Here is an 18,357-nt window from a genome sequence, read left to right as displayed (position 1 = left end):
CCTCTGTGAAGTGGGCCGTTAGCTCAGTTGGTAGAGCAACTGACTTTTAATCAGTGGGTCGCAGGTTCGAATCCTGCACGGCTCACCACTTTTCAAGACATGGCATGTAGAATGCGAGCGGTGCTTGGAGCCGTATGTGTATTGAGTGGTTTTCGCGCTTTGTTTTGGTCGCGAAACGGGTGATTTTCTTCATCGAACGGGTTTCTTCGTATCGCAGCGCATATTTGGGCCGGGCGACTTGCTCTGGTCTTGGAAGAAAACGTATCTGTTGAGTATGCCACCACGAACGCTTGCTCATAACCAAACTTGCCAAGTTTGGGTCCACGACACCGAAACCGGTCAAGATCAGCTTGTTTTTGAAACACAGGACCTATTGCTGGAGGCCCCGAACTGGACGCTTCGGGGGGACGCGCTGATTCTTAATGGGGATGGCCGTTTGTGGCGCCTGTCATTTGATGACCCACGCCTGATTCCGATTGAGATTGAGGGACTGCCACCGGCAAACAATGACCATGTCCTTCACCCGAATGGCCGCGAAATCTTTGTTTCCACCTATGACAACTGGCAGATCTATCTGGCGCCATTAAGGGGCGGCCGTGCGGTTCAGATTACAGGCAACGCCGGTCCGCAAGGATTGCGGAATTTCCTGCATGGTGTTTCTCCAAGCGGGCAGGAACTGGCTTTTGTCGGGGTCCAGGTGGATCAATCGGGAGGCAAGGAAACCTTTGCCTCGGCCGAAATCTGCCTCATCGCGGCCGATGGCCGGAACTTTCGTCAACTGACGAACGCAGGAGTGCCGGCAGACGGGCCAGAGTACAGTCCTGACGGGCAATGGATTTATTTCAACACCGAGCAGTTTAGTGGACATGCGCAGATTGCCCGAATGCGACCCGATGGCTCTGGCGTGACGCGCTTGACGTTTTCTGACACCGTTGACTGGTTCCCGCATTTGTCGCCCGACGGCAAGTTGGCGCTCTATCTGGCCTACCCGGAAAACACTCGCGGACACCCTGCAGATAAACGGGTGAAATTGCGCGTCGTGCGGGACGGAGACTGGATGAACGCGTGTACTGCGGTCGAACTTTTTGGCGGGCAGGGAACGATAAACGTGAACAGTTGGTCTCCTGACAGCCACCGATTTGCATATGTCGCCTATCCAGTTACTGGAAATGGTGGCGCGTAGGGGGCTGTCTTGAATGATCGGCAGTTCGCTTCAGGAGCCGAATGAGAAAACCGCTTTGCCTTTGTCAGCTTTCGGCACATGATCTGAACCCGGTGCCCGCCCCGGATAGGTGCCCACCCCCACTAGTCCAGTTTGAAATCCGGCATTTGGTCCAGCGCGTCTTTCAGGGCGTCGCCCCAGCTGTTCGAGATAGTTTCGAAATAGGGATCGGTGGCGTGAAAGCGGATCTGGCGGCCGGTTGTCAAACTGTCTTCGGTGTAAAGTTCGGCATCTAGTGGCGCCCCGACTGAAAGGTTGGCCTTGATTGTCGAATCAAAACTGACCAACAGAAGTTTGACCGCCTGCTCGAACGTCATGTCCGGGTCGTAGGCCCGCACTAGAATCGGGCGGCCATACTTGGTCTCGCCGATCTGGAAGAAGGGCGTTTCTGCGCCGGCTTCGATGAAGTTGCCCTCCGGGTAGATCAGAAACAGGCGTGATGGTCCGCCGGATATCTGGCCGCCCAGGATCATCGTCGCGTGAAAGGCCGAATCCGCCTGCTGACCAGCCTTGTCGTGCGTGGCGATTACCTCTTTCAGGGTTGCGGCCACGATCCGCGCGACCTGGAACATGGTCGGCGCTTCGAACATCGAGGGCGCGCGGTCCGCGGGGGCTTTCATCCGCTCTTCCAGTATCGACACCACTGCCTGAGTCGTGGCCAGGTTACCGGCCGTCATCAATGTGATCGCGCGCTCTCCGGGCACGTCCCAGCTGAACATCTTGCGGAAGGTCGAGATATTGTCGACTCCGGCGTTCGTGCGCGTGTCCGACATGAACACGAGCCCCTTATTTAGCCGGATACCAACGCCATAGGTCATGGCCGATTCCTGTTCCTGAACACGCCTGCGGGCGCCTTATTGCTGCGCGACTTCCAGCGCCACAGACAGGGTTTCGCCCGCATCGCCGAGTCTTGTGCCCAATACAGGAGCGGCCTGAGAATAGTCCAGTCCCGTCGCAACGCGCACGTAACGCGCATCCGGGGATATGCCGTTCGACACGTCGAAGCCAACCCACCCCAGCCCATCAACATGGGCTTCGGCCCAGGCATGCATCGCGTCCTGGTCCTGAACCCCGTCCATCATCAAATACCCCGAGACATAGCGCGCCGGGTGCCCCATCAGGCGGGCACAGGTCAGGAACGCATGAGCATGGTCCTGGCAGACCCCTTTGCCTTCTTCAAGGACCTTTTCGGTCGTCCAGTCGGGATGGGACGCGCCGATGGTGTATTCCACCCGAGCATGCAGTTCCGCCGACAGCGCGTGCAGCCGGTCGAGTTCGCTGCTGCCGTCGATTCCGCGCACCAGCTCGCGCGAGAGTTTTCCCGGTTTGGTCAGGTCGGTTGCGCGCTCGAACAACCATAGCGGCGTCGTGCCTTCGTGTGGACCGGTGACACCATGGGTGTCGGTCAGTTCGACCACGCCCTCGCTGAGCAGTTCGATATGCCGAGTACCGGATTCGAAGCTTATCAGTTCGACCTTGTTGCGGTGGTAGTCGTCGAAACTCAGTTCTTTTTGTCCACCGGTCACTTCGGTCCGCCATTCCAGAACTTTCTGGCTGCGAAAGCTTTTGGGAGTCTTACGCAATTGTTGCAGGCCAAAGGGAACGGCGGCATCGAAATCATATCGGGTGCTGTGTCGGATTCGCAGTTTCATGGCGCCCTCACTCGTAGAACCGATAGTCTATTTCGATCCGGCTGCTCAGGGCGCCCAGATCGCGCAGGAAATCCTCGATGTATTCATGCAGGCCGTGGTCAAAGACCTCGGCTATCGTCAGCCCCTTGAAGCGGCCATGCAGGGTCCGGGCAAGGCTGCCGGATGGTTTTTCTTCGCCATAGTCCTTTTCAAGAAAATCAAGGTTTGATGCGATCTTGGAACAGCAGAAACGCAGAGAACGCGGCATGCGCTGGTCGAGGATCATAAACTGGGCAATCTCGGATGGACCGGTGCGTTGGCCGTGGGTCATGCGATAGCCGCCGCCGGCTCCGACCGACCGAAGGATCGTGTCCCATTGGACATTGTCCAGCGAAGAACCGACCGAAAAAGAAGTCGGCAATAGGACGTAGTACTTTACGTCCAGGATTCGGCCGGTGTTGTCGGCGCGCTCGATGAAAGTGCCCAGTCGCAGGAAATCATAGATATCGTTGCGCAACATGGTGCCGTGGGTTGCTCCGCGGGCAAGGGCCGTCGATTGCCGGATCATGTCCAGCACCGCAGGCAGGTCGCGTTCATTGACTTTGCGGCCCAGCGCCTCGTCGATGCGCATCCAGCCGGCGTTGATTGCGGCCCAGACCTCGTGGGTCAGCGCGGTGCGCACAAGGCGGGCATTGTCGCGCGCCTGTTTCATCACGGCGCGCACCGAGGATGGGTTGTCGATATCGCGCAGCATCCAGTCGATGGTGGCGTCCTTTGTCACCTCGCCATGCTTGTCTGCAAAACCCGCCGCAACCCCGGCGGTCTGCATGATCGACGCCCATTCATCATTCGAGGCGTGGGACCGTGTCAGCGCGATCCGTTGCCCGGTTTCCAGCAGGCGTGTCGTGTTCTCTGCGCGTTCAAGATAACGTGCCATCCAGAACAGCCCGCCAGCGGTTTTTCCCAGCATCGCGTCAGTCCTCCAGCACCCAGGTGTCCTTGGTGCCGCCACCTTGGGACGAGTTCACCACAAGCGACCCTTTCTTCAGCGCCACACGGGTCAGGCCGCCGGGGGTGATGTTGATCCCCTCGGGCGAGACAAGCACGAAGGGACGCAGGTCCACGTGGCGCGGCGCCAACCCCTTGTTGGTGAAGATCGGCACAGTCGATAGCGCCAGCGTCGGCTGGGCGATATAGTTGCCGGGGTTTGCCTGAAGCTTCTTGCGGAAGGTCGCCAGTTCCCGTTTGGACGAGGTCGGGCCAATCAGCATACCGTATCCGCCCGAGCCATGCACCTCTTTCACAACCAACTCCGCGAGGTTGTCCAGCACGTATTTCAGCGACTCAGGATCGGAACAACGCCATGTTGGAACATTCTGAAGGATCGCTTTTTCGCCGGTATAGAATTCGACGATATCGGGCATGTAGGAATAGATCGCCTTGTCATCGGCAATCCCCGTGCCGGGTGCGTTGGCGATGGTAATGCCCCCGGCGCGATACACATCCATGATGCCCGGCACGCCAAGCGCGCTATTGGGATTGAAGTTCAGCGGGTCGAGGTATTCGTCGTCGACGCGGCGATACAGCACGTCGATCGGCTTGTAACCGCGTGTGGTGCGCATCGCGACGCGCCCGTCGACAACCCGAAGGTCATGGCCTTCGACAAGTTCCGCGCCCATCTGGTCGGCAAGGAAGGCATGTTCGTAATAGGCCGAGTTATAAATCCCCGGCGTCAGCACCGCCACGGTTGGCTCATCGGTTGTCATCGCGGGCGCGCAGGCGGCCAGTGACCGGCGCAGGTTGCGCGGATAGTCCGACACCGGCTGCACCCGCGTGGCGGTGAACAGTTCGGGGAACATCTTGAGCATGGTCTCGCGATTTTCCAGCATGTAGCTGACCCCGGATGGGGTGCGGGCGTTGTCCTCAAGCACGAAGAAATCATCCGGCCCGGTGCGCACAAGGTCGATCCCGACGATATGGGTATAGACGTGTCCTGGCGGTGTCACACCCAGCATCTGCGGAAGAAAGGCTTCGTTCTGCGAGATCATCTCCTCCGGCAGGCGGCCTGCTTTCACGATCTCGCGCCGGTTATAGATGTCGTGCAGGAAGGCGTTGATGGCGCGGACACGCTGTTCGATGCCGCGCGACAGTTTTTGCCATTCGCGATGCGAGATCACGCGGGGCACAATGTCAAAGGGGATCAGCCGTTCCTCGGCTTCCGCTTTGCCATAGACGTTGAAGGTAATCCCGGTCAGGCGAAAGACTTCTTCCGCCTCGCGCTGTTTGGCGCGCAGTCGTGAAACATCTTCGTTGCCGAACCAGCGCCCGATTTCGGCATAAGGGTCTCTGAGGGACCCGTCTTCCGTTGTCATTTCGTCAAATATCTGGGTCATAATCAGATCATGGCCGAGTCGTGACAAAAGGCAACACCTGCCGAACGCCGAGGCGTCAAACGACCGACGGTCGCCTTCGTTTTCAGCAAAAAGATTTCACAACGCAGTTGACTCAGTGTTTTCGACTTCGTAATTGTTCACGTGAACATTTTTGTGGGCGGTAATGCTTGCCGCTGCGGTGATATTCGAAAGGGCCCGGGGATGAGTGTGGCGCTCGACGAAAGATGCAAACGCCTTGTTGCGGCGCTTGGGGTGGCGCGGCCGGATGATGTGACCGAGGTCACGCCTTTGACCGGCGGGGTGGCGTCCGACATCGCGAAAGTCGACGTTGCAGGGCGCCGGATCTGTGTGAAATTCGCGTTGCCCAAGCTGAAAGTGGCCGAGGACTGGAACGCCCCGGTACATCGCAACCGCGCCGAATACGAATGGCTGCGGGTGGCATCGGAAATCGCGCCAGACAGCGCGGTTCGCCTTTATGGACGTAGCGAAGAGCAGCACGGCTTTGCCATGGAGTTCCTCGACGGCGATGCGATCTATCTTTGGAAGTCGGTGCTGCTGGACAAAGTGCCGCCCAAAGGTGAAGCGGCAGCAGTTGGCGACCTGATCGGTCGCATTCATGCAGCTTCGGCCCGGCCGGGGTTTGACTCGGCCCCGTTTCAGAACCGGGATGACTTTCGGGCGCTCAGGATTGAACCCTACCTGACCTTCACGGCGACCCGCCACGAGGGGCTAAGGGCCGCGCTGACCGGCCTGGCAGACATGTTGTATGCCGACGACAAGGTACTTGTTCACGGTGACGTCAGTCCCAAGAACATCCTGTTCCGTGGCGGTCGTCCGGTGGTTCTGGACGCCGAATGCGCAACGATGGGTGACGCGTCTTTCGACCCGGCGTTCTGCCTCAATCACCTTGTCCTGAAAGCCATCCATCTGCCTGTCATGCGCGACGCCTATCTCGAAGAGGTGCTGGCGTTCTGGGCAGCCTACGAACGGCATGTCGACTGGGAATCGGTGGCGCGTCTTGAAGCGCGGATCGCGGCGCTGTTGCCGGCTTTGATGCTGGCGCGGATCGACGGCAAATCACCGGTGGAATACCTGACTCCTCCGGGCAAGGCGCGGCTGCGGATGATCGCGCCGCCATTGATCAATTCACCCAAGAACACGCTGGCGGGTTTCGTCGAAACCGTGGCCGGACAATTGAAGGAACTGGATCGTTGAGCATTATCACCAAGGTCAAAAGCCGCCGGGTCTGGGACTCGCGCGGGAATCCGACTGTCGAGGTCGACATTTCCCTGTCTGACGGCAGCCTCGGCCGGGCAATTGCTCCCGCTGGCGCATCCCGAGGCACCCGTGAGGCGATTGACCTGCGCGATGGCGGTTCGGCCCTGAGCGGCAAGAACGTGGCGCGGGCGCTTGCGGCGGTCGATGAGGTGATTGCTCCGGCGTTGGTAGGGCGGGATGTGCGCGATCAGCAGGGCATCGACGATGCTATTCTTGCGCTTGATCCTTCGCCGCTGAAGGAAAACCTTGGCGGAAACGCGACCGTGGCAACGTCGCTGGCTGTGTTACATGCGGCTGCTTCTTCGGCCCGGCTTCCGCTCTGGCGCTATGTCGCGGAAATGGAAGGCACCACTCCCGCCATCCCCTTGCCAGAGATCCAGATTTTTGGTGGCGGCGCGCATGCCGGACGACGCGTCGATATTCAGGATTTCATGATCATGGTGCCGGGCGCATCCTCGTTTGACGAGGTTATGGAAGTCACCAACGAGGTCTATTTCGCCGCCGGTTCGATCATGGCGCAAAAGGGCAAGATGGCGGGTGTTGCTGATGAAGGTGGCTGGTGGCCGGTTTTTGACAGCAACGAAGAGGCGCTGGAAACGCTGGTGGCCGCCATCGAAAAGGCGGGGGAGACGCCCGGTGACCGTGTCGTAATCTCGCTTGACGTGGCTGCGTCGGAATTTGGCAAAGATGGTCGCTATCGTCTTGCCCTGGAAGACCGCGAGATGGACTCGGGCCAGCTGATCGACATGCTGGGTGGTTGGCTGGATGCCTATCCCATCGCCTCGATCGAAGACCCGGTGGGCGAGGATGACACAACCGGAATGGTCGAGTTCACCCGCCGCTTCGGTGAACGTGTGCAGATTATTGGGGACGATTACCTTGTCACCAACGCCGCCTTGGTCGAGCAGGCTGCAGCGTCAGGGGCCTGCAATGCAGTTCTTGTGAAAGTGAATCAGGCTGGGACAGTCAGTGAATCGCTTGCGACCTTCCGTGCGGCGCGCAAACACGGGTGGGGCGCAATCGTTTCGGCCCGGTCGGGCGAGACTGAGGACGTGTCGATCGCACATCTGGCGACGGCACTGGGCGCTGGCCAGCTCAAGGTTGGGTCGTTCACCCGGTCCGAGCGGATGGTCAAGTGGAACGAATGCCTGCGCATCCAGGATGAACCCGGATCGGGCAGCTTTGCGGGGGGCGCGGCATTGGCGCGGACCTGGTGGGGCCGGAAAAACGGAAAGGAAACAGCCGCATGAAACTTCTTCGTATTGGCGCCGAAGGTCAGGAAACCCCCTGCGTAATGGGTGCAGACGGGACCGCGCGTGATGTCAGCGGGCTGATCGCCGATTTCGGTCCCGAGACATTTGCAACGCTTATTGAGACACTTTCCGGCGTCGATTTTGCGGCGCTGCCCCCGGTCGAGACTGATGGTGCGCGCATCGGTACGCCGATGACACAGCCGCGCAATATCTATTGCATCGGGCTGAACTATTCCGACCATGCGGCCGAAGCCGGTCTGCCGATCCCCGAAGAACCGATCCTGTTCAACAAGGCGTCGGGCACCTTCTGCGCGCCCAACGATCCGCTGCTTTACAGCCCCAAAATGACCAAGCTTGACTGGGAGGTCGAGCTGGGCGTGGTGATCGGCAAGCCCGCATTGAACATCTCGAAAGAGGAAGCGCTGGATCACGTGCTGGGTTATACCTTGGTCAATGACGTGTCCGAGCGCGCATGGCAGATGGAGCGATCGGGTCAATGGGCCAAGGGCAAGAGTTTTCCCAATTTCTGCCCGACCGGTCCGTGGATCGTGACCGGGGACGAGGTTGATGATGCCAAGGCGCTGGGCATGTGGCTGGACGTAAACGGCAAGCGGATGCAGACCGGCAATACAGACACGATGATCTTCGATGTCGCCACGATTGTCAGCTACCTGAGCGAGTTTCTGCGGCTGGAACCGGGGGATCTGATTTGCACCGGCACGCCTCCGGGTGTAGGGGCAGGCATGACGCCCCCGGTCTGGCTCAATCCTGGCGATGTTGTTTCTCTTGGCATTGACGGGCTGTCAGAGCAAAGTCAGACCGTGATTTCACTCTGAGGATTCCGTAATGACCCTTCGCTCGCAAAAATGGTTCAACAACCCCGATAATCCCGGCATGACCGCGCTGTATATCGAGCGCTACCTGAACTTCGGGATCACGCGGGAAGAGTTGCAGTCGGGCAAGCCGATTATCGGGATCGCCCAGACCGGGTCAGACCTGAGCCCCTGCAACCGCCACCACATTGAGTTGGCCAAACGCGTGCGCGAAGGGATCGTTGCGGCCGGCGGCATCTGTTTCGAGTTTCCGGTGCATCCGATCCAGGAAACCGGCAAGCGGCCGACCGCGGCACTGGATCGGAACCTGGCCTATCTCGGGCTGGTGGAAAGCCTTTATGGGTACCCGATTGACGGGGTTGTCCTGACAATTGGCTGCGACAAGACCACGCCTGCGCTGCTGATGGCGGCGGCCACGGTCAATATTCCTGCTATCGCTCTGTCGGTCGGTCCGATGCTGAACGGCTGGCACAAAGGGGAGCGAGCGGGATCGGGCACCGCGATCTGGGCCGCGCGCAAGGATCACGCGGCGGGCGAGATCGACTATGACGAGTTCATGGACATTGCCGCAGCCTCTGCGCCGTCGGTGGGTTATTGCAACACGATGGGCACCGCTTCGACGATGAATTCGCTGGCCGAAGCGCTGGGCATGCAGCTGCCGGGCAGCGCCGCAATTCCCGCGCCTTATCGAGAGCGGGGTCAGATGTCCTATGAAACCGGGCGACGCATCGTCGAGATGGTGCATGAGGACCTGAAGCCGTCCGATATCATGACCCGCGAGGCGTTCGAGAACGCCATTGTCGTAAACTCGGCCATCGGCGGTTCGACCAACGCTCCGATCCATCTGAACGCGGTGGCGGCGCATTTGGGGATCGAGCTGACCAATGACGACTGGCAAGAGATCGGACACGAGATTCCGCTTCTGACAAACCTTCAACCGGCAGGCAAATACCTGGGCGAGGATTTCCATCGCGCCGGCGGCGTACCGGGCATCTTTGCCGAGTTGCTGGGCGCGTCCGCCCTGCCGCATCCCGGCGCTGTCACGGTGACCGGGCAGCCGGTGGCCACGGTCTATGCCGATGCTGCCGTCACAAACCATGACGTGATCCGGCCCTTTGGCGAGCCGTTGAAACCGGCGGCCGGGTTCCTGAACCTGAAGGGCACTTTGTTTGACAGCGCGATTATGAAGACATCGGTCATCTCCGAGAATTTCCGCAAGCGTTACCTTTCGAACCCAGATGATCCCAACGCCTTTGAAGGCCGTGCCATCGTTTTCGACGGCCCCGAAGACTACCACCACCGCATCGACGATCCATCGCTTGAGATTGACGAAACCTGCGTGCTGGTCGTGCGTGGCACCGGGCCGGTTGGCTATCCCGGCGGTGCCGAAGTGGTGAACATGCAACCACCCGCCGCACTTATCAAACGTGGCATCGACGAATTGCCCTGTATCGGTGACGGGCGGCAGTCCGGCACTTCGGGCAGCCCCTCGATCCTGAACGCCTGTCCCGAGGCGGCGGTTGGTGGAGGTCTGGCGCTGGTGCGGACCGGGGACATCCTGCGGATCGACCTCAAGACTGGGCGCGCCGACATCAAGATCTCGGATGAAGAACTGGCCGAACGCCGTGCGACATACGAGGCCGACACCGCGCCACGTTTCCCCGAGCATCAGACCCCGTGGCAGGAAATCCAACGCGGAATCGTGGACCAGTTCGACAAGGGCATGGTCCTGAAGCCGGCGGTCAAGTACCAGCGCATCGCGCAAACCAAGGGGATACCGCGTGACAACCACTGACAAAGGTCGTTTGACAGGGCAGGTCGCCGTGGTGACTGCTGCCGGTCAGGGCATCGGCCGCGCCGTGGCGGACCGCCTGCGTGCCGAGGGCGCGACGGTTTTTGCCTCGGATCTGAACGCCGAACTTCTTGCCGGTTTCGGTGGCGAAACCGCGGCGCTTGATGCTACCGATTATGACGCGGTGCAGGCCTATTTCGCCGGGTTTGAGCGGATCGATACGCTGGTTCACGCGGTTGGCTATGTTCATCAGGGCACGATCGAGGAATGCAGCCCCGCCGACTGGCGCCGGTCCTTGGCGATCACGCTGGACAGTGCCTACAACGTGGCCGCAGGCGCAGTGCCAAAGATGCGTGCCCATGGCGGCGCGCTGACCTTCATCGCCTCGGTTGCTTCGTCGTTGAAGGGATTTCCGAAGCGAGTTGCATACGGCGCAGCCAAAGGCGGTGTCATCGGTCTGACCAAAGCAATGGCAGCGGATTATGTGGCCGAGGGGCTGCGTTGCAATGCGGTCTGCCCCGGCACAGTCGACAGCCCCAGCCTGCACCAGAGGATCGAGGAACTGGCCGAGCAGTTCGGCAGTCGCGACAAGGCATGGGATTTCTTCATCAGCCGCCAGCCGTCAGGCCGTTTGGGAAAGCCCGAAGAAATCGCCGGCATCTGCGCTTTCCTTGCCAGCGAAGATGGCAGGTTCATCACTGGCCAGACACTTCAGGTAGATGGCGGCATCACCATCTGATCGGGCCGGGACTTAGTCGTCAAACAGGTGCGGCAGGTCGGCGATCCGACGAGCCCGGTCTTCACCAACTGACAGAAAATCCATCAGTGCCGCGGCGCGATCGTCGATGTCGTCGCTCTGGCGTAAACGCGCGTGGTTTTCAAAATTCGCGTCGCGGATGTGGTCGCTTTCCAGCACGATATCCTGCCGGATCGTTGGCAAAAGCCGTTCGATCGTGTCCTGCGGCGTCCGCTCCCCGGCAAGCCCGATCCGGGTCGCATGGCCGATCAGGTAGTCATCGGTGAAATCGCACTGGATCTCAAGCAGCCTGGTCTTGGAGCGATCTCCGAAAAAGTCGTGTAACAGGTCGATCGAACTGGAATCCATGCAGATCAGCAGCCGGTCAGTGGTGTAGAAGTCAAACAGCATCCGCGTCAATGCGCGGCGATGGCGGGTGCGCTTTTCCAGGGTCGACTGGATCCCGCCAAGGTCAGGCAGCGATGTGCCGTCTTCATTGAACAGGTATTCGATGGCCGGAATGCCGGTTTCCTCGTGGATGCGCCAAAGAAGGCGCTTGGCCACGTGCCATTTCTTGCAGACGATGATCAGCAGTTCTCGGTTGCGGCCCAGAGTGGATTCAGATTCCCAGAACCGCGACGCAAATCGCCTCCCGATCCGCCCCCGACCGGTCAGGAACTTGAACAGGTTCGGCCCCTCGCCGGAAATCTCGAATTTGACGCCCTTGGCGGCATAAAGCTGCCCCAACCTCTCTTTCAGCTCAAGGGCCTCGGGGCTGATCTTGCGGGCAAACAGGAAATCCTGATTCAGAAGCAGGTCGTAGTGGTCGTTGTAGAAGGTCAGCGGCATCCCGTAGTCGGTGAACATCAGGAATGTCAGTGTTCGCCTGCGAATCTCGCTTTCCGGGATCAGATGGGGCACCAAAGTCTGGAAAAAGGTTTCGTCCGGGATCCATGTGGTGCGGAAAAAGCGCATCACATCCTTGCGGCGAGCGATGAAGTCCAGGATCCACTCGATCGTCTGTCGGCGCAGGCACCACCATTGGCTGCCGATCATGACCTGAATGTCATCGGGAATCTTGCGCGTCAGTCCCAGTTTCTTCTGAAGATGGAACATCCAGTAAAACCGGCGTTTCTGGGTGCGCTCATTAAACCAGTGGCGATAGATCAGCCGCTCTTCCTTCCAGCCGGTCTTGATCCAGTCGCTGTCGAAATAGTCGAAGCTTTCGATGAAATCCGCGTCGTTTTCATCTAGGAAGTCATGCACGTATTCCGACGATTTGATTGCCATGCAGTCGCCGGACAGCATGTAGAAATGCGTGGCGCGCGGGAAGGTCTCGACAGCAACTTCGAGCGCGTTGATCGTGGCCTGGACCAGAGACCATTCCCCCCAGCCGCATTTGATCCGCTTTCTGGCAAAGGTGACGTTGGGATTGTCGTCCAGCGCGTCTCGGATCAGGGTATAGTGTTCGGGCTTTGCACTGGCGTCGAAATGGATCGCAATATAGTCGCCTGTCGCGGTCAGGCGTTGCGCTTGCAGGATGATCGACTCGGGATCCTTATGGCATAGAAGGATATATGCAATTCTTGCCATCTGGGAAACGCCGGTCCTTGTTCTGCTCGATTGTTTCCTGATTATCAGGAACGGTGATTGAATAAACCAGTATTGTTTGCTTTTTTGTTTGCAAATCAATTCGAAACCGCTGCCAAGCGGTCTGAATGCGGAGGCATCGCAATATGGGATTTCCCGGAACCTGGATGACTGAGTCCGAAAGCGTCGTTTACAGGGTCGTCCCGAAATGCGCCTGCTCGACCATCGGGCAGATCATGTATTACTCTGACCATGGCCGCTATTTCGATGGTGATATTCACGACGCCAAGGACGGGATGCACAAATGGGCGCTGGAGGACAGCCAGCCGCTGATCACCGAAAATGTGACCCAGCACAAGTCCTATGCCTTCACCTGCGTTCGCAACCCTTATACCCGTATCCTCAGCTCGTTTTTCGACAAGATTTGCGGCATTCAGCGCAACGGAAAACGCTATCGCGGAAATCTGGTGCCGATGCTGATTCAGAAATACGGGATCGAAGTCGGTGGCGATGACGGCAAGGCCGAGTTCGACCAGATTCAAAGCTTCCGCCGCTTCCTTCTGTTTGCCCGCGATACCATCCGCTGGCGCCGTCCGATGGAGCCTGACATTCATTGGTCGGCGATGTCGGGCCATGTTTCGACTTTCATTGTAAATGGCGGGCGCTACGACAAGATCTTCTGGACCGAAAGTTTCAACGACGGGATGCAGCAGGTGCTGGATGCCATCGACACGGCGCATTCCGTCGATTTGGCCAAGGTGCCGCGTTTCAATGAATCCGAAGGTCACGGACCCAAGCGCGCTCATCCCGTCGAGGACTATTTCGACGATCTGTCGATGCACTTGGTATATGAAATCTACAAACGCGATTTCGACCTGTTCAAATATGACTTCGAAGACCCGTCGAACAAGATGCCCATCGGCGAGATCGACCTTGATGAGGTCCACGCCAAGCTGGGCGACTGATCAACGGGTCTGAACGCGGTCAGAGCTTGTTCAAAAGCGCTGGGGTCGGCCACGCATCAGCGGGCAAACCCAGACGTTGCTGTTCTTTCTGAACGGCCGCGCGGGTCTTGGCGCCGAGGATGCCGTCAACCTTGCCGACATCGTGGCCGCGCGACTTCAGTTTCTGCTGCAACTGCTTCATCTGGCCACTGGACAGCCCCGGCTCGGGCGAACCCGCATCATAGACCGGTGCGCCTTCCAGTCGCGTGGCGAAATAGGCCGCTGTGGTCACGTAGACAAAGCTTTTGTTCCACTCGAAATAGACGTTGAAATTTGGATATGCCAAAAATGCCGGTCCCTTTCGGCCCTGCGGCAGCAGCAGCGACGCCGGCAGGTTCGCCAGCTTGCCATAACGCGGCTTGACACCCATCTGCGCCCATTCGCCGGTCGAAAGGGTTGTGTCCAATCCGCTTTTCGACCAGTCCAGATTGGCCGGAACGCTGACCTCTTGCAGCCACGGCTCGCCTTTGCGCCAGCCAAGATGCTGCAGCATCTTTCCACCGGACATCAGTGCGTCCGGGGCCGAGGTCTTCAGGCGAACCTTGCCGTCTCCGTCTCCATCGACGCCGTTCTCAAGGATGTCAGCCGGAAGCATCTGGACCATGCCGATCTCACCCGCCCATGCACCTGTTGTCTTTTGTGGATCGAAATCTCCACGTTCGTAGAGTTCGAGCGCGGCAAAGACCTGCGGTCGGAACAAGGCAGGGCGGCGGCAGTCATGCGACAGCGTCACGAGCGAATTCAATGTGTTGAAATCACCCTGAAAAGCACCGTAGTCGGTTTCAAACGCCCAGAACGCCAGAAGCACACCGCGCGACACGCCGTAGTTCCGCTCGATCGTGTCAAAGACGGATTTGTATTGCTGTGCTTTCTTTTGGCCGACATTGATCCGGTTCTGGCTGATCAGACGGCGTGAAAAGTCGATGAACGGCATCTGGAAAACACCCTGCGCCCGGTCTGCCTTGATCGTTTTTGGGTCGTGGCGGACGCTGGAAAAGAACTTGTCCACCGTTTTGCGGGCGTGCCCCTTGGCCAAGGCCTCGGCCTTGAGATCACCCACGAAGCCGTTGAACGAACCGCCACAGGGTGTATTGGCATGGGCAAACTGGGTGGAAAGCGCAAACAGGGCCGCTGAGAAAAACAGACGCATGGGAAATCCTCATATCAAATCGTTGGGGAAAGGTTAGCAGGTCAGCCTTTCGCTTCAAGCATCACAACAGAGTCAGGATCAGGGCGATCACCAACAGGCCACCCCAAATCGCCCACAGAACCCGGATTGCGGCATCAATATCCGTAGCCCCCAAAATGCGCTTACCTTCTGGATTAACAAACGGGAATTCGCGCAGTGCGCCATCATAGGATCGCGGGCCGGACAGCGCCACGCCAATGGCGCGGGACATTGCGGCCTCGGGCCAGCCTGCATTTGGTGAACGGTGCTGGCGCGCATCCAAGCGAATGGCGGACCACTCACCCAGAAGTCCCCAACCGACAGCGATCATGATGGCGGTCAAACGGGCTGGAATGAAATTCAACAGATCGTCCAGCCGCGCCGCCGCCTTGCCAAACTCCTCGTAACGGTCAGTGCGATAGCCGATCATGCTGTCGGCGGTGTTGATGGCCTTGTAGATCAATAGTCCGGGCAATCCGGCGACTAGGAACCAGAATGCCGGTGCGACAACGCCGTCCGAAAGGTTTTCCGCGGCGGATTCGATGGCAGAACGCGACACAGCACTTTGGTCCATGTCGGATGTGTCGCGGCTGACGATGCGCGCCACCATCAGCCGCCCGTCCCCCGTCGAAAGGCGCAGCGCGTCGGCGACCGCCTGCACATGATCGACTAGCGATCGCTGCGCCAGAAGGATCGTGGCGACAACCACGGTGACGACCCAGCCCAAAGCCGAAAGAACCGCGCCAAGAACCGCCATCCCGACAACAAGTGCAACGACAACCGCTGCGCCTTTTTCGCGCTGATTTGCGCCTTGGTTCCAATTGCGATCCGCCCAACCGATCAGCCGGCCCATCAGAACGGCCGGATGTGGCAGGCGTGACCACAGCCAGCGCGGTTCCCCAAGGGCGGCGTCCAGACACAGCGCAAGGACAAGCAGGAAAGAGGTACTCACAACGCCGCCTCCAGTTGTTCCCAGCGGTCCGGGGCGGGAAGACCAAGTCGCAGCCAGGTTTTTGAATAGGGGAAAATGCGAGACCAAACATGGGCGCGGGCAAGCCGCTCTTGCCAGGTGGCGGCGTCATCGACCGCGTACAGGCGGAACAGGCTTGTGCCACCCGCAAGTTCCGCCCCGGACTTGGCCATCAGGCGGTCAAGCCTGGTAGCGTCGCGTGTCAGACGTGCGCGTGTGGAAGTTGCCCAGTCCAGGTCAGACAATGCCCTTGCACCAATGTCTAGCGCGGGGCCTGAAACCGACCATGGCCCCGTCGCGTCCGCCATCGCGCCGATGATGTCAGGTGCCGCAATCACAAAGCCCAGCCTCAGCCCGGCCAGCCCCCAGAACTTGCCAAAGCTCTTTAGAACCAGCCCGTCCGCCGGATTCAGATGCGGCAACAGCGATTTGCCGGGCGCGACGTCGCAAAAACTCTCGTCGACGACTGTGAACGGTGCCGAGGCCTCGTCCCGACGCCACAGCCGACCATCGGGATTGTTGGGATGAACAATCACCTGAACATCGGCGTCACGCTCCGCCGGGGACCAGCGTGCCGCGTCAAAAGCGGCGGCGTGTTCGTTGTACGTCGGGGCGGGAATATGGACGTTTTGTCCTGGCAAAACGCGCGGCAGGGCGGCTATGGCGGCTGATGCACCGTGAACCGGCAGGATGTCGAACCCTTCTGGTACGTCCCAGAACTGACGTGCGGCGTCGATCAGCCGAGTCTGCGCTGCCCTGTCAGGAAGTGAAGTCCATGCGTCGGAAGGAAATTCGTACACCGGGTAGGGCAGTGGGTTGATCCCCGTCGACAGGTCCAGCCAGTCATGCCTTGCGCCTCCAAACCGCAGACAGGCGGCGTCGATCCCGCCTCCGTGATCGCGATTCCTGGTTTCAATCGGCACGTCAGTTCCCCTGCGCAATTCCTTCGGCTCACGCCATCAAACGCAATCAACGACGTTTGGCAAGCCATGGCCGATCGTCGGGCGTGTTAAGGATTCGTTAATCAATCCGTTCAATCTTGAGATAACGCCGCGATATTATGTGCGTGAACCGGGATTGCCCCCGGATCGGGGAATGATGCGAGTATTGATTGTAGTGGGTGAGCCAGCGCTCGGGACTGTCTGGATGCGGCATCTGCAACGGATGGGGGCTCAGGTCGACTTGGCAGTATCGATCGAGCAGGCCATCGACAAGCTGCGCCGCGCAGGATTCGACGTTGTCATTCTGGACCTCGACTTGCCCGGCGGCGGCGCGCTGTCAGTGGCCGACTATGCGGGATATCGCCGCCCGAAGGCGCGGGTGATCTTTGTCACCAACAGCAGTTTCTTTTCCGACGGGTCGGTGTTTTCGCATTGTGCCAATGCCTGTGCCATGGTGCGCACCGGAACCTCTGCCACGGATCTTGCTGCGCTCGTCGAACACTATGCCGACGCGGACTAGCTGTTGGCTGCAACTACCTGTTCCCGGACCGTGCCGCCTTCGTCTCGTCTGTGGGGGGCATCAAAACCCGCAAGTCTGACAAGGGGTATTGTCCTGTTCGGATTGATGCTTTCATGGCTATAATAATAGTGGCGGATGATGTGATCGAAGTTCACGGTTTCGGCGACTCCGGGCATTTGGAACAGCTCGCGCGTAAAGCCCCAAATGTTCGGGAAATCCACGATCCGGTTGCGGCTGCATTTGAAATGGATGTGATACACCGCGTCGAAACGAACCAGAGTCGTAAACAGGCGCCAATCGGCTTCCGTCAGGGTGTCACCCATCAGATAGCGCTGTGACTCCAGACGATTTTCAAGCCAGTCAAGTGTGTCAAACAGCGGGTAGATCGCGGCATCATAGGCGGACTGGCTGCGCGCAAACCCGGCTTTGTACACACCGTTGTTGAGCGTGTTATAGATACGCTCATTGACCGCCTCAATGTCGTCCCGAAGGGGGTGGGGGAAGAAATCAATCTTGTTGCCAGTGATTCCGTCAAAGGCGGAATTGAACATGCGGATGATCTCGGAACTTTCATTCGAGACAATTGTATTTCGCGTCTTGTCCCACAGGATCGGCACCGTCACGCGACCCGTGTAGTGCGGATCGGCACGGGAATAGAGTTCATGCGCGAAGCCATAGCCGAACAGATCGTCTCCGGTCGCCCCTTTGTCGTCGGTGTCAAATGTCCAGCCATGATCCAGCATGTCAGGATGAACGACAGATACCCCGATATGGTCCTCAAGACCCTTCAGTTGCCGGAAGATAAGGGTGCGGTGTGCCCAAGGGCAGGCCAGCGATACATAGAGGTGATACCGTCCGCTTTCCGCCTTGAAACCCTCTTGTCCGCTTGGACCGGCCGAGCCATCTTCTGTGATCCAGTTGCGAAACTGTGATGGTTTCCGCTTGAATGCGCCGCTCTTGGATTTGTCCAGCAGCGGCCGGATTTCCCATTTCCCATCTACAAGTTGGCCCATCGCAGAATCTCTC

At 59.1% G+C, this 18,357-nt stretch carries 17 protein-coding genes and 1 tRNA gene; 9 read left to right on the top strand and 9 right to left on the bottom strand.

Annotated features, from left to right (window positions below; genetic code table 11):
• The first annotated feature begins 12 nt into the window (after nt 1-12).
• Together JQ863_RS00295 and JQ863_RS00290 are read left to right on the top strand one after the other, a co-directional pair.
• A tRNA-Lys gene (locus tag JQ863_RS00295) sits at nt 13-88 on the top strand.
• Between the two features lie 57 nt (nt 89-145).
• Nucleotides 146-1,183 (top strand): TolB family protein, encoded by a 1,038-nt coding sequence (locus JQ863_RS00290; protein ID WP_204112342.1) that lies wholly within the window; start codon nt 146-148, stop codon nt 1,181-1,183.
• A 122-nt stretch (nt 1,184-1,305) separates the two neighbouring features.
• Here JQ863_RS00290 and JQ863_RS00285 read toward each other — a convergent pair whose 3' ends face one another.
• From JQ863_RS00285 to JQ863_RS00270, 4 genes are read right to left on the bottom strand one after another with little or no spacing between them, the layout of a single operon-like run.
• Nucleotides 1,306-2,040: a proteasome-type protease gene (locus tag JQ863_RS00285; RefSeq protein WP_204112341.1), complete on the bottom strand. Its 735-nt coding sequence runs from the start codon at nt 2,038-2,040 to the stop codon at nt 1,306-1,308.
• 36 nt (nt 2,041-2,076) lie between these two features.
• The gene (locus JQ863_RS00280; RefSeq protein WP_204112340.1) at nt 2,077-2,874 is read right to left on the bottom strand and encodes a transglutaminase family protein; all 798 of its coding nucleotides are present in this window, start codon (nt 2,872-2,874) and stop codon (nt 2,077-2,079) included.
• Between the two features lie 7 nt (nt 2,875-2,881).
• Nucleotides 2,882-3,823: an alpha-E domain-containing protein gene (locus JQ863_RS00275; RefSeq protein WP_204112339.1), complete on the bottom strand. Its 942-nt coding sequence runs from the start codon at nt 3,821-3,823 to the stop codon at nt 2,882-2,884.
• 4 nt (nt 3,824-3,827) lie between these two features.
• Complete coding sequence (locus tag JQ863_RS00270; protein ID WP_204112338.1) at nt 3,828-5,246, bottom strand: circularly permuted type 2 ATP-grasp protein; 1,419 nt, start codon at nt 5,244-5,246, stop codon at nt 3,828-3,830.
• A 201-nt stretch (nt 5,247-5,447) separates the two neighbouring features.
• Here JQ863_RS00270 and JQ863_RS00265 point away from each other — a divergent pair, with 201 nt between their 5' ends.
• From JQ863_RS00265 to JQ863_RS00245, 5 genes are read left to right on the top strand one after another with little or no spacing between them, the layout of a single operon-like run.
• Entirely contained in the window at nt 5,448-6,461 is a 1,014-nt protein-coding gene (locus JQ863_RS00265; protein ID WP_204112337.1) for a phosphotransferase family protein, read from the top strand.
• The gene (eno, locus tag JQ863_RS00260) at nt 6,458-7,774 is read left to right on the top strand and encodes a phosphopyruvate hydratase (protein WP_204112336.1); all 1,317 of its coding nucleotides are present in this window, start codon (nt 6,458-6,460) and stop codon (nt 7,772-7,774) included. The genes JQ863_RS00265 and eno overlap by 4 nt, the downstream gene beginning before the upstream one ends.
• The gene (locus JQ863_RS00255; RefSeq protein WP_204112335.1) at nt 7,771-8,613 is read left to right on the top strand and encodes a fumarylacetoacetate hydrolase family protein; all 843 of its coding nucleotides are present in this window, start codon (nt 7,771-7,773) and stop codon (nt 8,611-8,613) included. The genes eno and JQ863_RS00255 overlap by 4 nt, the downstream gene beginning before the upstream one ends.
• A 10-nt stretch (nt 8,614-8,623) precedes the next feature.
• Nucleotides 8,624-10,405 carry an IlvD/Edd family dehydratase gene (locus tag JQ863_RS00250; RefSeq protein WP_204112334.1) on the top strand — a complete coding sequence of 594 codons (1,782 nt, stop codon included), beginning with the start codon at nt 8,624-8,626 and terminating at the stop codon, nt 10,403-10,405.
• Nucleotides 10,392-11,141, top strand: coding sequence for an SDR family oxidoreductase (locus JQ863_RS00245; protein WP_204112333.1), 750 nt, complete (start codon nt 10,392-10,394; stop codon nt 11,139-11,141). The genes JQ863_RS00250 and JQ863_RS00245 overlap by 14 nt, the downstream gene beginning before the upstream one ends.
• Nucleotides 11,142-11,153: 12 nt before the next feature.
• On the opposite strand, the gene JQ863_RS00240 is transcribed toward JQ863_RS00245, so the two are convergent.
• Nucleotides 11,154-12,731: a DUF5928 domain-containing protein gene (locus JQ863_RS00240; protein WP_204112332.1), complete on the bottom strand. Its 1,578-nt coding sequence runs from the start codon at nt 12,729-12,731 to the stop codon at nt 11,154-11,156.
• A gap of 143 nt (nt 12,732-12,874) precedes the next feature.
• Here JQ863_RS00240 and JQ863_RS00235 point away from each other — a divergent pair, with 143 nt between their 5' ends.
• Nucleotides 12,875-13,693, top strand: coding sequence for a sulfotransferase family protein (locus tag JQ863_RS00235; RefSeq protein WP_204112331.1), 819 nt, complete (start codon nt 12,875-12,877; stop codon nt 13,691-13,693).
• A 19-nt stretch (nt 13,694-13,712) separates the two neighbouring features.
• Here JQ863_RS00235 and JQ863_RS00230 read toward each other — a convergent pair whose 3' ends face one another.
• The 3 genes from JQ863_RS00230 to JQ863_RS00220 all read right to left on the bottom strand — a co-directional run bounded on the left by JQ863_RS00230 (nt 13,713) and on the right by JQ863_RS00220 (nt 16,787).
• Entirely contained in the window at nt 13,713-14,882 is a 1,170-nt protein-coding gene (locus JQ863_RS00230) for a lytic murein transglycosylase (protein WP_204112330.1), read from the bottom strand.
• A gap of 61 nt (nt 14,883-14,943) precedes the next feature.
• On the bottom strand, nt 14,944-15,852 hold the full coding sequence (cbiB, locus tag JQ863_RS00225) for an adenosylcobinamide-phosphate synthase CbiB (protein WP_204112329.1): 909 nt from the start codon (nt 15,850-15,852) through the stop codon (nt 14,944-14,946).
• Nucleotides 15,849-16,787 carry an aminotransferase class I/II-fold pyridoxal phosphate-dependent enzyme gene (locus JQ863_RS00220; RefSeq protein ID WP_204115005.1) on the bottom strand — a complete coding sequence of 313 codons (939 nt, stop codon included), beginning with the start codon at nt 16,785-16,787 and terminating at the stop codon, nt 15,849-15,851. Before JQ863_RS00220 ends, cbiB begins: the two co-directional genes overlap by 4 nt.
• 178 nt (nt 16,788-16,965) lie before the next feature.
• Between JQ863_RS00220 and JQ863_RS00215 the strand changes: the two genes are divergently transcribed.
• The gene (locus JQ863_RS00215) at nt 16,966-17,331 is read left to right on the top strand and encodes a response regulator (RefSeq protein WP_338055451.1); all 366 of its coding nucleotides are present in this window, start codon (nt 16,966-16,968) and stop codon (nt 17,329-17,331) included.
• Here the strand turns inward: JQ863_RS00215 and JQ863_RS00210 are convergent.
• Nucleotides 17,328-18,344 (bottom strand): glutathione S-transferase family protein, encoded by a 1,017-nt coding sequence (locus JQ863_RS00210; protein ID WP_204115003.1) that lies wholly within the window; start codon nt 18,342-18,344, stop codon nt 17,328-17,330. The two genes, JQ863_RS00215 and JQ863_RS00210, sit on opposite strands and share 4 nt — an antisense overlap.
• Nucleotides 18,345-18,357 lie beyond the last annotated feature (13 nt).

The sequence above is a fragment of the Shimia biformata genome (assembly GCF_016888515.1).
Taxonomy (GTDB): Bacteria; Pseudomonadota; Alphaproteobacteria; order Rhodobacterales; family Rhodobacteraceae; genus Shimia_A; species Shimia_A biformata.
This window is presented reverse-complemented; position numbering and strand designations above follow the sequence as displayed.